Source organism: Kitasatospora sp. NPDC059577, from assembly GCF_042735475.1.
GTDB lineage: Bacteria > Actinomycetota > Actinomycetes > Streptomycetales > Streptomycetaceae > Kitasatospora.
On record NZ_JBHWBZ010000025.1, the window covers coordinates 14,809 to 28,579 of the forward strand.

Here is a 13,771-nt window from a genome sequence, read left to right on the forward strand (position 1 = left end):
CCTTTTTTACGCCCCGGGCGTCCCCCGCCAGCTCCGCCAGGCTAGGGGGCGGCCGCGGCCGTTTTCTATCAGACACCCGCCCCGGCGGGGGGGCGCGGGGGGGGGGCCGGGGGGCGGGACGGGGCCTCAGCCCGAGCGGCGCAGCATCGTGATCCGCGAGCGGGTGAGCGCCGCCGCGAGGGCGGCCGCGAGCAGCGGGAGCACCACGACGATGGCGGCGATCGTGGGCCACGGGAAGACCACGAGCGCCTTGCCGGCGAGTTCCTCGGGGCTGATGCCGGGGTAGTTGCTCGCCGCTCCCTCGACCTTGCGCAGCGCCACGCCCGGCACGATGCCGCTGACCACGCCGAGCAGGGCGCCCATGGCGGCGATCACTCCGCACTGGAAGCCGGACAGCGAGCGCCGGATCCGGGGCTCGGCGCCGACCGCCGCGAGGGTGGTCAGGTCGCGCTGGGAGTCCGCGGCGGCCAGTCCGGTGGCGATCCCGGCCGCGCCGAGGGCGACCAGACCGGCGAAGACGGTCAGGCCGAGGGTGATGAGGCCGGTCCTGGACTGGTAGCCGCGCTCGACGGAGAGGAGGCTGCGGTCGGTGATCCTGGCCAGTGCGCCGTCGGCCTTCTGCTGGGAGCCGTCCGAGGGCGCCGCGGCAGGGAGCCAGACCGCCCCCGCCGTCGAGGTGGTGAAGCCCAGCCTGGCGGCGGTCTCCGGGCTGATCACGGCCTGCCCGGGGGAGGGCAGCGCGGCGTCCGCGAGGACCGCGTCGACGGCGATCTCGTGGCGGACGGGCTTGACCTGTGTGCCGCCGCTCACGTTGAAGTCGGTCGGCTCGTTGTAGTTCAGGGCGAGCTTGCCGTCCTTGAGGTACCGGGCGTCGAAGACCACGGCCTTGCCGGCCGCGAGGGCCCGGCCGGCGGCCGGGTCGGTGACGCCGTAGAGGTTGTGCAGCAGGGTGGCGTCCCCGGCGGTCAGTGCGCCGAAGGGGCTGCCGCGCCGGTTGTTGCCCTGGCAGCGCTTGTCGGTCGACAGGATCCGCTGGACCTCCCCGGGCGTGAGCTCGCGGTCGTCGTCGAGGACCGGGCAGCGGGTCTCCTTGGGCAGCTCGACGCTGATGTAGCCGCACGCGCCGCCGTCGGAGCAGTCGCCCTTGTAGTGCACGTTCTGGACGTCGGCCCGCGGGCCGAGGTCGGGGACGTTGCGCTCGACGGTGTCGCGCATCTGCGGCAGCAGCTTGCTGTCGGTGCCGGACATCCAGCCGCGGCCGAGCATGACGGCGCCGGAGGGGCCCTGGGCGACGTACTCGCGCCGGCTCTGCTCCTCGACGCTGGCGCTGTAGACGCTGACGGCGACCGAGCCGGCGACGGCGGCCATGACGGCGGCGACGGCGGGCGCGGTGCGGCCGCGGTGGCGCACCGAGTCGCGCAGCGCGAGCCGGGGGCCGAGCGAGAGCCAGCGGCCGAGCCGGCCGAACAGGCCGACCAGGTAGGGCGTGAGCGCGACCATGCCGAGTTCGGCGACGGCCGAACCGCCGAGCACGGCGAGGCTGCGGTTGCCGACTCCGCTGGTGGCGCCGAGCAGGGCGAGGGCCGCGCCGCCGCCGAGCATCAGCAGGCCGAGCACGGCGAGCTTGCGGTTCGGCGGCTTGAGCGAGTCGCGGCCGGTGAGCGCGGAGACCACGTCCTGGCGGGAGGCCTGGACGGCGGGGACGACGGCCGCCAGCAGCCCGGTGACCAGGCCGACCAGGAGCACGCCGGCAAGGTCGAGCGGCTGGAGGGCGAAGTGGCCGAAGCGCCGGCCGGAGTACTCCTCGGCCTGGGTGCGCAGCAGGGCGACCAGTCCGACGCCGAGGGCGAGGCCGACTGCGGCGCCGGTGATGCCGAGGACGATGCCGCCGCCGAGCACGACGGCCCGGACGTTGGCGCGGTCACCGCCGGCGGCGGCGAGCAGGCCGAGCTGCCGCCGGGAGCGCCTGGCCCCGACGGCGAAGGCGGGGCCCGCGAGGAGGACGATCTCCAGCAGCGCCATGCCGGCGACGGTCGCCAGGATCACGACGCTGGTCCTGTTGAAGTAGGAGTCGTTGACCGCGTGCTGGTCCTCCTCCGCGAAGAAGGGGACGTCGGCGCGGGCCGGGGGGTCGATCAGGACGGCGCGGGAGGTGACGGTGAAGCCGTGGCCGTTGAGTTCGACGACCTTGGGCCAGTCGAGGCCGGCGCCCGCCGGGAGCTTGACCAGCCAGGTGGTGGGTTCGCCGCTCCCGGATGACGGCCCGCGGGAGGCGCCGGGGGTCGCGGCGAGCCGGTCGACCAGGGTGCCGGGCCGGGCGATGATCTCGGTGGCGGTGAGGTCGCCGGGGTACTCGTAGACGCCGGTGATGGTGAGCGGGGTGGCCTCCAGGCCGCGGACGGCGGTCCGGTCGCCGATCCTGAGGCCGGAGCGCTTGAGGAAGTCCGGGGTGACGGCGGTCTCGCGGTCGTCCGCGGGCGCGCGGCCCTTGACCAGGTCCATCCGGCCCTTCCAGACCGGGTCGTTCAGGTCGGCCTCGGAGACGCGGGTGGAGAGCAGTCCGTCGGCGCTGCTCGCCGCGGTGTACGGGCCCTGGCGCTCGGGCACCAGGGTGGCGCCCGGGAGCAACTGCCGTGCGAGTTCGGCGGGTTCGGTGTCGAGGGAGCGCTGCTGCGCGGGGGTGTACTGAGGGGCGGCGTCGCCCTTGACCTTGTCCTTGGGGTCGTCGACGCCGTACCCGCTCGCCGGGTCCGGCGCCTGCTTGACGGTGGCGCCGCGTCCGGTCATCTCCAGTTCGGCGGCGGCTTGGCCCATGACCCGGACGGCGTGTTCGGCGGGCGAGAGGTCGGCGCTGCGGAACACCACGTCGGCGCCGGTGACGCCGAGGACGGGCAGGGCGACCATCGCGACGACGAGCGCGCTGCGGCCCTTGGCGCGCAGGGCGTCGCGGCGGGCGATGCGCAGGGCGAGCCGCCAGGCGCTGAGCTTCACTCGTCCACCTTCATGCTGTTGGTGGCGGCGCTGACGAGCAGGCTGGCGGCGTCCTGGCTGACGGACTCGTCGACCATGCGGCCGTCGCGCAGGAAGACCACGCGGTCGGCCCAGGCGGCGTGCCGGGCCTCGTGGGTGACCATCATGGCGGCGGCGCCGGCGTCGCAGCGGGCCCGCAGGACGGCGAGGACGGCCTCGCCGGTGGTGGAGTCGAGGGCGCCGGTGGGTTCGTCGGCGAGGACCAGGCGGCGGTCGCCGATCAGGGCGCGGGCGATGGCCACGCGCTGCTGCTGGCCGCCGGACATGTCGTCGGGGAAGCGGTCGGCGAGCTCGGGGATGCCGAGTTCCTCCAGGGCGGCGAGGGCCTCGCGCCGGGCGGCGCGGGCGGACAGGCCGTCGAGTTCGCGCGGCAGCGAGATGTTCTCGGCGGCGGTGAGGGCCGGGATCAGGTTGTAGTCCTGGAAGACGTAGCCGACGGAGCGGCGGCGGACCTGGGCGAGCTTCTTGCGGTTGAGGTCGCCGAGGGCGACGCCCTCGACCAGGACCCGGCCGCCGCTCGGCGTGTCGAGGCCGCCGGCCAGGGTCAGCAGGGTCGACTTGCCGGAGCCGGAGGGGCCCATGACGGCGACGAACTCGCCGGGGCGGACTTCGAGGTCGACGCCGCGCAGGGCCTGGACCTCGGCTGCGCCGTGGCCGTGGACGCGGGTGACGTTCTCCAGGTGCAGCACCGGCGTCTGCCGGGACTCTCGGGTGTGGGACACGATTCCCCCCTTGTGCTGGGTGTGGACCCGGGGTCGGGGCCCGGGCCGGTGGTTCGGTGCCGGGGCGCTCAGGTGCGCAGGCGGCGGCCGCGCTTGGCGGGCGCGCCACCGTCGCGGGCGGCCTCGGCGGTGCGGGTCTGCAGGAGTTCGGCCTGCTGGGCGAGCCGGGTCTCGCAGTGGTCGAGCCAGCGGATCTCGGCTTCGGTCTGGAAGATCAGCTGGTCCAGGACGAGCAGCCAGGCGAGGTCGTTGCTCGCCGAGGGCACGACGCCGGGCCGGGCCTCCCCGGCCAGGGCGCGGCCCTTGAGCCGGGTGTAGTCCTGGAGCGCCTTGATGCTGTGCCGGCGCTGGCCCTGGACGACGGCGGAGACGTCCACCCCGGGGACGGTGACGGCCATGGCGAGCTTGATGGCCAGTTCGTCGCGCGGGGGGCTGGTCCGGGGCACCGGGGTGTCGAACCAGGCCCGCAGCTCGGTGCGGCCGGCGTCGGTGACGGCGTAGAACTGGTGGCCCTCGTCGTCCTCCCCCGCGGCCTCGACCAGGCCGTCCCGTTCCAGCCGGGACAGCGTGGTGTAGACCTGTCCGACGTTGAGCGGCCAGGTGGCGCCGGTGCGCGCCTCGAACTCGGTGCGCAGCTGGTAGCCGTAGCGCGGGCCCTGGTCGAGCAGGGCAAGCAGACCGTGACGGATGGACATACCGAGTATGTATACCCGGTATGCCCCACCGCCTCAAGCCGCACCCCCTCCCCCGGCGACCGGGTACCGTCGTGCGGTGTGAGCCAGTTGCGCATCGCCACCTTCAACCTGTTGCACGGTCAGCCGCTCGCGCCGGACGGCGCGCCGCGGCCCTACCCGGCCGACGCCGGGGAACCGCTGGCCGGGGCGGTGGCCGCACTGGACGCCGACGTGCTGGCCCTGCAGGAGGTGGACCGGCACCAGGCGCGTTCCGGCGGCACCGACCAGGCGGCGGTCGCGGCCGCGGCGATGGGCGCCAAGGACTGGCGCTTCGCCGCCGCGCTGCACGGCCGCCCGGCGCCGGTGGCGGGCTGGGTGCCGGACCCGTCCGAGCCGAACGGCCTGCGGGTGTACGGGCCCGACGAGGTGGGCGACGACGCCCCGCCCTCCTACGGGACGGCGCTGCTGACCCGGCTGCCGGTGCGGCACTGGCGGGCCCGGCGCTTCGCCCCGGCGCCCTTCGGGCTGCCGCTGCGGGTCGCCGGGCGGCGCGGGCTGACCCCCGTGCCGGACGAACCGCGGGCGGCGCTCGCGGCGGTACTGGAGGGCGAGCGCGGGCCGTTCACCGTGGTCGCGGCGCACCTGTCCTTCGTCCCGGGCTGGAACATGGCGCAGCTGGCGGGCATCCGGCGGTGGATCGCCGACCTCCCGCAGCCGTACCTGGTGCTGGGCGACTTCAACCTGGTGGGCGCGCTGCCGCGCACGGTGCTCGGCGGGGCGACGGCGCTGGAGCGCACCGCGCCGCGGGTACGGGTGCGGGAGCTGCGGGCGGCCCGGCGGGCCCGGCCGCTGTCGGCCGAGCCGCGCCGGCGGCGGGTGCGCGAACCGCGGCCCAGGATGCAGGGCTGGTACGACCTGGCGCGCACGCCGACCTACCCCGCGCACCGGCCTGCGGTGCAGTTCGACCACGTGCTGGCGGTCGGCGTGCCGCGCACGGCGGTGGGCCCGGCGGCCGCGCCGCGCGCGGCGGTGTCGGACCACCGGCCGCTGCTGGTCGAGGTGTCGCTGTAGGGGCTCAGTGCCGCGCCAGGACCCCGGCCTGCTGCGGCACGTGGACGCCGGGTGTCGGCGGCGGTTCGTACTGCAGGAGCAGCATGGCCGCGTCGTCGCCGAGCTGGCGCCCGACGTGCCGCACCACGTCCTCGTGCAGGCGCTGCAGGACGTCGGCGGGGCAGCCGTCGGCGCAGCGCGGGAACCGTTCGGCGAGCGGGTAGAAGGTGCCCGCGCGGTCGCGGGCCTCGATCACCCCGTCGGTGAACAGCAGCACCCGGTCCCCGCCCCGCAGCGGCACCCGGTGGACCGGCGGGCTGACGTCGGCCGGGTCGAGGACGCCCAGCGGCGGTACCGTCTCGGCGAGTTCGAGCGGCCGGACCTCACCGCCGCGCAGCAGCAGCGGTGCGGGGTGGCCGCAGTTGACGATCTCGGCGGCACCGTCGGGCCCGACGCCGATCAGCACCAGGGTGACGAACTCCTCCTCCACACCGGGGTGGTCGTTCTCGTGCAGGGCGCGGTCGAGGCTGACGGCCAGCCAGCCGGCCACCCGGTCCAGTGCGGGCTCCTGGTGGGCGGCCTCGCGGAAGGCGCCGAGCACCGCGGCGGCCGTCTCGACCGCGCCGAGGCCCTTGCCGCGCACGTCGCCGACCACGGCCCGCACGCCGTGCCGGGTGTTGACCACCTCGTAGAGGTCGCCGCCGATGCGGGCGTGCGCGGCGGCGGCCTCGTAGTGGACGGCGGCCCGGACGGTGCCGACCCGCTCGGGGACGGGCCGCAGCAGGACCCGGCGGGCGATCGAGGCGACCAGCTGGGCGTCGGCCAGCGCCCGTTCCTGGCGCAGCCGCAGGGTGGCGCTGACCCAGCCGATGGTGGCGACGAGCAGGACGGCGATGACGCTGGCGGCGTGCACGGACGAGCCGAGCGTGTCGCTGCGGAAGGCCATCAGGAAGGCCGCCGCCTCGGTGCACAGGCCGATGACGAACGGGTACCAGGTGCGTCGGCTGACCACGGCGGCCAGCGCGGGCACGGCGGTGAGGGCGGGTTCGACCGTCACGCCGGTGCCACTGAGGTAGTCGAGGACGACGATCAGCCCCATGCCGATGAACGGCAGCGCCAGCGCCGTCCTCGGCCAGGTGCCGGTCGCGCCCGGAGCGGGCCCCGGGGTCGGCCCGGTGACCCGCTCTCTGATCCATCCGGTCGCGCTCAACGTCGGTTTCTCCAGCAGAAGGCGCCGATGCCCGGGGGCACCTGCGGTGATGACTGAGGGTCAGGGAATACGGGCCTCGCTGGCGGCCGGAGCACGGGGGTTGACCGGTTACCGACCCCACAATAGGCGCGAAACGTGCACGACGCACAGGTTTCGGGCACTGGCGTGATGACTTGGGTGCTCTGCGTGACTCATTAGTCACTGTTCCCGATCAGGAGCCGTTCCAACTCTTTTCGGCCGGGAAGTCCTGCCGGACGGACGATCCGTCCGCTGCGGACGTACAGGAACGACGCCGTGACCTGCTCGGGATCGACGCCCGCCTGCTCGGCCCAGGCCAGCCGGTAGACCGCGAGCTGCAACGGGTCCGCAGTCTCCTCCCGGTGGGTCTTCCAGTCCACCACTTCGTAGCGTGACGCACCACCGGATCCCGACAACCCGTCATCGTCACGGTAGACCACGTCGATCCGGCCGCGCACCACCCGTCCCGCCAGCACCAGTTGGAACGGCGCCTCGACCCGGTGGGGCTTGCGCTGCGCGTACGGGGTGCGCAGGAATGCCTCCTTGAGCCGCTCCAGGTCCTGCTCGTCCTCGATTCCGTCGTCGTCGGCCCCGGGCAGCGCGCCGGGCTCGACCAGCAGCAGCGGCTCGATCCGGGACTGCACCCAGGCGTGGAAGCGGGTGCCGCGCCGGGCGGCGGGCTGCGGGGGACGCGGCATCGGGCGGGCCAGGTCGTGCGCGAAGCCGTCCGGGTCGGCGGCCAGCCGCAACAGCTGGGTGGCGGACAGCGCGGCGGGCAGCGGCACCTCCCGCTCGGTGCGCCGGGAGCGCTCCAACTCGCCCAGCAGCGCGGTCAGATCGCGGTCCCAGGAGGCCAGCCGGCGCTGGTCCTCGGGTGCCATCGGCTCCGCCTCCGGCTCGGGCGCGCCCGCGAGGCGGGCGCGCACCACCTCGGCGACCCGGCGGCGCGCGTGCTGCGCGGCCGGGTCCAGCGGCAGCGGCCAGGGGCGCTCGGCGGGGGCGGCCAGCGCCGGGTTCTCGGCCTCCTTCTCCGGTTGCTCGGCCCAGTGCTCGACCTCGCCCGCGCCGGGCCGCTCGCAGTGCTCGCGCAGCCCCTCCAGGAAGGCGGACGGACCCCGGACGGTCTTCTGGCTCGGCCCCCACCAGTGGCCGGACGCCAGCAGCAAGGACCGGGGGCGGGTGAACGCGACGTAGCCGAGGCGCAGTTCCTCGGTCGTGGTGTGCTCGGTGAGCTCCTTCTTGAAGGCGGTCATCGCCTTGCCGTTCCACCCGCCGCGCACGTCGGGCAGGGTGGCCGCGTCACCACGCAGGGCGTGCGGGAGCACCCGCTTGGAGCTGGTCCAGCGCTCGCGCGGGGTGGAGGAGGGGAACGCGCCCCGTACCAGCCCGGGAACCGCGACCACGTCCCACTCCAGCCCCTTGGACTTGTGCGCGGTGAGCACCTTCACGGTGTCCTCGCCGCCGGGCAGGCTGCTGTCCAGGCCGCGCTCGTACTCCTGCGCGGCGCGCAGGAAGCCGAGGAAGGCGGCCAGGCCCGGGTCCCCGTCGAGGTCGGCGAAGGAGGCGGCGACGTCCAGGAAGGCGTGCAGGGTCTCCCGCCGGCGGGCGGCCAGCGCCTGCGGGGAGGCGGCGAGTTCGACCTCCAGGCCGGTGACCGCCAGCACCCGGTGCAGCACGTCCATCAGCGGGTCGGCCAGCGAGCGGCGCAGGTCGCGCAGCTCCTGGGCGAGGCGGGCGAAGCGCACCCGCGCCTCGGCGGAGAACGGCAGGTCGTCGGACTTCCCCTCCTCGCCGTACGGGGAGTCCAGGAAGCTCTCCACCGCGTCGGCCAGCGACACCACCTCGGTCGGGTCGGCCTCGGCCACGGCGGCGGCCAGCGCCTCGACGCCCTCGGGCCGGTCGGTGCGGACCAGCTCGGCGGCCCGGCGGCCGAGCAGCGCGAGGTCGCGGGGGCCGATCCGCCAGCGCGGGCCGACCAGCAGCCGCACCAGCGCGGCGTTCGCGGTCGGGTCCTGCAGCACCTCGCAGACCGCCACCAGATCGGCCACCTCGGGCAGCTGCAGCAGCCCGCCGAGGCCGACCACCTCGACCGGCACCTCCCGGGCGACCAGTGCCGCGTGGACGTCCGGGAAGGCGGCGCCGCCGCGGCACAGCACGGCGATCCGGCCGGGCGCGGTGCCCGTGCGCACCAGGTGGGCGATCGAGTCGGCGAGCCAGTCGACCTCCTCGGCGTGGGTGGGCAGCAGCGCCGTCCGGACGAAGCCGTCCAGTTCGGCGCCGGGGGCCGGGCGCAGCGCCTCGACGCCCTCGTGCATCGCGCGCAGCGGCGCGGCCAGTTCGTTGGCGAAGGCGAGCAGGCGTCCCCCGCTGCGGCGGTTCTCGCTGAGCGCGTAGCGCTCGGCCGGGCGGCCGCCGGACCGGGGGAAGTGCCGGGGGAACTCGTCGAGGTTGGCGACGGAGGCGCCGCGCCAGCCGTAGATCGCCTGGCAGGGGTCGCCGACGGCGGTCACCGGGTGGCCGCCGCCCGCGCCGTCGGGGCCGGCGCCGAAGAGCCCGGCGAGCATCAGGCGCTGGGCCACCGAGGTGTCCTGGTACTCGTCCAGCAGCACGACCCGGAACTGGCCGCGCAGCAGCTCGCCGACCTCGGGGCGCTGCTGGGCGAGGCGGGCGGCGGCCGCGATCTGGTCGCCGAAGTCCATCAGCCCGGCGGCGTGCTTGCGGCGCCGGTAGTCCTCGACCAGGCGCAGCAGCTCCAGCCGGGCCCGGGCGGTGGCCGGGACGGCCCGCAGGTCGTCGTTGGTCAGCTTGACGCCGGCGAGGGTGTCCAGCAGGTCCTCGTCGAAGTCGCGCAGGGTCTGCGGCTCGACGAGGTGCTCGGCGAGTTCGCCGTCCAGCGCGGTGAGGTCGGCGACCAGGTTGGCGAAGGTGCCGGTGAGCGCCGGGAACGGGCCGCGGGCGGTGCGCAGCACCTTGGCGGCGAGCTGGAAGCGGGTCGCGTCGGCGAGCAGCCGCACGTCCGGCTCGATGCCGATCCGCAGGCCGTGCTCCTTGAGGAGGCGGCCGGCGAAGGCGTGGTAGGTGGAGATCTCCGGGTCGCCGAGCGGTTCGGCGGCGTCCCGGTCGGCCACCCTCCCCCGGTCGTCGGCCGGGGGTGCCCCCAGTCCGCAGACACGCAGGGCGGTCCGGACGCGTTCGGAGAGCTCGCCGGCGGCCTTGTTGGTGAAGGTGAGGCCGAGCACCTCCTCGGGCCGCACCGCGCCGGAGCCGACCAGCCAGACGACCCGGGCGGCCATCACGGTGGTCTTGCCGGAGCCCGCGCCGGCCACGATCACGGCCGGCTCCAGGGGGGCGCCGATCGCCGCCATCTGCTCCCGGTTGAAGGGGATCCCCAGCAACTCCTTGAGCTGGTCGGGATGGCTGAGCACGGCGGTCACCACGCAACCGTAACCGGAGCGACGGACAAGCCGTGCCTCCCCGGGTCCGGCGGGACGGCTCGGACCGCCGGGGCGGCGGCGACGGCGACGGCGACGGCGACGGCCGGGACCCTCCGGGCAGCCGGGGCCGTCGGGGCTTGGGGCCGGGGGCCGCTACTCGACCAGTTGCGCCCCGTCCCGCTGGGCCGAGCAGCTGCGGCGGAAGGCGCAGCGGTCGCAGCCCCCGCCGGTCTGCGGGACGAAGCGCTCGGCGAGGACCTTCCCGGCGGCCTGGGCCAGCAGGTCCTCGATCCACGGCTCGCCCTCCGGCGGCTCCTGCCGCTGCACCTTGGGGGCGTCCCGGGAGGCCTTGGCGGCGGGCTCGCGCAGGTGCACCAGTTCGGCGCCGCCGGTGGCCGGGGGCCGCTCGGCGAAGCCGGGCAGCTCGTTGAGGGCGCCGGCCCGGACGGCGAGCTGGTAGACGGCGAGCTGCTTGTGGTCGGGCATGGACTTGTCGGTGGGGATCTGCTTGCCGGTCTTGAAGTCGACCACGTAGGCGCGCCCGGCCTGGTCCTTCTCGACCCGGTCCATCGAGCCGCGGATGCGCACCGCGACGCCGCCGACGTCCAGGGTGACGTCGAAGCCGTGCTCGGTGGCGACGACGTCCCGGCCGCGTTCCAGGACGTGCCAGTTGAGGAAGCGCTCCAGGGCGGCGCGGGCCTCGTTCTTCTCCTGGTGGGACTTCCAGGGCGCGTCGAAGGCCAGCGCGTCCCAGACGGTGTCCAGGCGCTCCATGAGGACGGCGAGGTCGGCGGGGGTCCGGCCGGAGCCGACCTCGTCGGCGAGCGCGTGCACCACGTTGCCGAAGCCCTGCGCGGCGGAGCCGGCGGCGCGCGCCCTGACCTCCTTGTCCAGGAACCACTGCAGCGAGCAGCTCTCCAGCTGTTCCAGGCCGCTGCCGGACAGCCGCACCGGCAGGTCGGCGCTGCGCAGCGGCTCGGGCGCGGCGGTCGGGTCGTCCAGGCCCCACCAGCGCTCGGGGTGGGCGGCGGGCACCAGCGGCAGGCCGTCCTCGTCGGCGGCGGCGGCCAGGGTGGCGAGCCGTTCGGCGGCGGCGCGGCGCAGCGCGGGCGTGCAGGCGGGGTCGACGGTGACCGCGCGCAGTTCGGCGACCAGCGCGGCGACGGACAGCGGCCGGCGCGGACGGTGGGTGACGTCCTCGACGGTGACCGGCGGGGTGCGGCGCACCACCTTTCCGCTCCGGACGTCGATGTCCTCCCGGTAGAGCTCGCGCAGGAAGCGGGAGGGCTCGTCGCCGTCGTCGGCGGGGGCCTTGACGGCGGTGACGATCAGCCGCTCCTTGGCCCGGGTCGTGGCGACGTAGAAGAGCCGGCGCTCCTCGCCGAGCAGGGCGGCCGGGGAGAGCGGTTCGGCGAGGCCGTCGCGGCCGATCCGGTCGGCCTCCAGCAGGGAGCCGCGGCGGCGCAGGTCGGGCCAGAGGCCGTCCTGGACGCCGGCCACGACGACCAGGCGCCACTCCAGGCCCTTGGAGCGGTGGGCGGTCATCAGCCGGACGGCTTCGGGGCGCACGGCCCGGACGGTGAGGGTGTCGGCGGCGATGTCCTGGGCTTCGAGCTCGGCGAGCAGGTCGAGGGCGCTGCGGTGGCCGGTGACCTGCTCCTCGGCGCGGGCGGCGGTCTCGAACAGGGCGCACAGCGCGTCCAGGTCGCGGTCGGCGTTCCGGCCGGCGGCGCCGCCGCGCAGGGCGGCCCGCTCCAGGCGCTCGCGCCAGCGGCGGCTGCCGTCCCACAGCTCCCAGAGCGCCTCCTCGGCGGTGCAGCCGCCGGCCAGCAGTTCGCGGACCTTGCGCAGCAGGGTGCCGAGGTCGCGGGCGCGGCGGGCGTGCGCGGGGTCGAGGGCGATCAGCCGCTCGGGTTCGGCGAGGGCCTCGCGGATCAGCTCGTCGGCGGGGCGCGGGGCGGTGGCGGGGAGGCCCTCGGCGCGCAGGGCGGCCCGTTCCTCCTCGCGCAGGGCGCGGCCGAGGCGCCGCAGGTCGGAGCCGTCGAGGCCGCCGAGCGGGCCGGTGAGCAGGGCGTGCGCCAGGTCGGTGGTGAGCGGGTCGGGGGTGTCGGCGGCGGGGTCGTCCTCGCCGTGCCGGTCGCGGGCGCTCTGCCGGGCCGCCTGCTGGGCGCAGACCCGCAGGGCGAGCAGCAGCTGGGCGACGGCCGGCTCCTCGCGCAGCGGCAGGTCGTCGCCGTCGATCTCCAGCGGGACGCCGGCCGCGCCGAGCGCCCGCCGCACGCCCGGTATGGACCGGGCGCCGGCCCGGACCAGCACGGCCATCTCGCCCCAGGGCACGCCGTCCTCCAGGTGGGCGCGGCGCAGCAGGTCGGCGATCGAGTCCAGCTCGGCGCCGGGGGTCGGGTAGGTGTAGATCTCGACCCGGCCGCCCTCGCGGGAGGGCAGCAGGGCGCGGTGCTGGGCGAGCTTGTCGGCGGGCAGCCGTCCCATCGGCATCCGCCGGGCGAGCTCCCGGGAGGCGGCGAGCAGCAGGGCGCCGGAGCGGCGGGAGACCCGCAGCACCTTGACCTCGGCGGGCTCGCCGTCGGCGCGGCGGAAGGCCTGCGGGAAGTCGAGGATGCCGTTGATGTCGGCACCGCGGAAGGCGTAGATCGACTGGTCGGGGTCGCCGACGGCGACCAGGTCGCGTCCGCCGCCCGCGAGCCGGCGCAGCAGCCGGACCTGGGAGGGGTCGGTGTCCTGGTACTCGTCGACGAAGACGACGTCGTAGCGCCGGCGCAGGTCCTCCTCGACCTCGGGGCGTTCGGCGAGCAGGACGGCACGGTGGACGAGTTCGGCGTAGTCCAGGACGCCGCGCAGGTCGAGCACGTCGAGGTAGTCGGCCAGGAAGTGCGCGGCGGCGGCCCAGTCGGGGCGCTGGACGCCCTGCGCGAAGCGCTCCAGCTCGGCCTCGCCGAGGCCGAGCTCGCGGCTGCGGGCGAGGACGGCGCGGACCTCGTCGGCGAACCCGCGGGTGGTCAGGCAGGCCCGCAGGTCCAGCGGCCAGGCGATCCGGGAGCTGCCGAGGCGGGCGTCCTCGGCTCCGCCCGCCAGCAGTTCGCGGACCATGACGTCCTGCTCGGGGCCGGAGAGCAGCCGCAGCGGCTCGGCGTAGTCCCGGGGGTCCTGGTGGGCGCGCAGCAGGGCGTAGCAGAAGGAGTGGAAGGTGGTGGCCTGCGGGGCGGCGGCGGAGCTGCCGAGCCGGCCGGACATCCGGTCGCGCAGTTCCATCGCGGCCTTGCGGCTGAAGGTGAGGACGAGGATCCGCTCGGGGTCGGTGCCGTCCTGGATCCGCCGGGCGACGGCCTCGACGAGGGTGGTGGTCTTGCCCGTGCCCGGTCCGGCCAGCACCAGCAGCGGCCCGTCGCCGTGCTCGACCACGGCACGCTGGTAGGCGTCCAGCGCGGGTGGGTCGGGCTGGACGAGCGGGCTGCGCACGAGCCGGTAGGGGGACGTCACGGACCGTTCCTGGGGGTCGGGCTGGGGCATGGCGGGGGCGGGCCCCGCGGGGCCCCCCCCCCCCCGCCCGCCCAAACCCCCCCCCCCAAACCCCCCCCGCGGGGGGGGGGGGGTGAGAAACCCCCGCGCCCCCCG

The 13,771-nt window shown here is 75.9% G+C and carries 7 protein-coding genes; 1 reads left to right on the forward strand and 6 read right to left on the reverse strand.

Annotated elements, in window-relative coordinates; translation table 11 throughout:
* Positions 1-126 precede the first annotated feature (126 nt).
* From ACFV0O_RS20605 to ACFV0O_RS20615, 3 genes are all read right to left on the reverse strand, one after another.
* Positions 127-2,991 (reverse strand): FtsX-like permease family protein, encoded by a 2,865-nt coding sequence (locus tag ACFV0O_RS20605; protein WP_380343643.1) that lies wholly within the window; start codon positions 2,989-2,991, stop codon positions 127-129.
* Positions 2,988-3,752 carry an ABC transporter ATP-binding protein gene (locus ACFV0O_RS20610; protein WP_380343646.1) on the reverse strand — a complete coding sequence of 255 codons (765 nt, stop codon included), beginning with the start codon at positions 3,750-3,752 and terminating at the stop codon, positions 2,988-2,990. The genes ACFV0O_RS20605 and ACFV0O_RS20610 overlap by 4 nt, the downstream gene beginning before the upstream one ends.
* A gap of 68 nt (positions 3,753-3,820) precedes the next feature.
* On the reverse strand, positions 3,821-4,447 hold the full coding sequence (locus tag ACFV0O_RS20615; protein WP_380343649.1) for a PadR family transcriptional regulator: 627 nt from the start codon (positions 4,445-4,447) through the stop codon (positions 3,821-3,823).
* A 78-nt stretch (positions 4,448-4,525) separates the two neighbouring features.
* Here ACFV0O_RS20615 and ACFV0O_RS20620 point away from each other — a divergent pair, with 78 nt between their 5' ends.
* A complete protein-coding gene (locus ACFV0O_RS20620; RefSeq protein ID WP_380343652.1) occupies positions 4,526-5,497 on the forward strand; it encodes an endonuclease/exonuclease/phosphatase family protein in 972 nt (323 codons plus the stop codon).
* Between the two features lie 4 nt (positions 5,498-5,501).
* Here ACFV0O_RS20620 and ACFV0O_RS20625 read toward each other — a convergent pair whose 3' ends face one another.
* The 3 genes from ACFV0O_RS20625 to ACFV0O_RS20635 all read right to left on the reverse strand — a co-directional run bounded on the left by ACFV0O_RS20625 (position 5,502) and on the right by ACFV0O_RS20635 (position 13,666).
* Positions 5,502-6,686 (reverse strand): PP2C family protein-serine/threonine phosphatase, encoded by a 1,185-nt coding sequence (locus ACFV0O_RS20625; RefSeq protein WP_380343654.1) that lies wholly within the window; start codon positions 6,684-6,686, stop codon positions 5,502-5,504.
* A 194-nt stretch (positions 6,687-6,880) separates the two neighbouring features.
* Positions 6,881-10,138 (reverse strand): UvrD-helicase domain-containing protein, encoded by a 3,258-nt coding sequence (locus ACFV0O_RS20630; protein WP_380343656.1) that lies wholly within the window; start codon positions 10,136-10,138, stop codon positions 6,881-6,883.
* Positions 10,139-10,291: 153 nt separating this feature from the next.
* Positions 10,292-13,666: an ATP-dependent helicase gene (locus ACFV0O_RS20635; RefSeq protein WP_380343659.1), complete on the reverse strand. Its 3,375-nt coding sequence runs from the start codon at positions 13,664-13,666 to the stop codon at positions 10,292-10,294.
* Between the last annotated feature and the right edge of the window lie 105 nt (positions 13,667-13,771).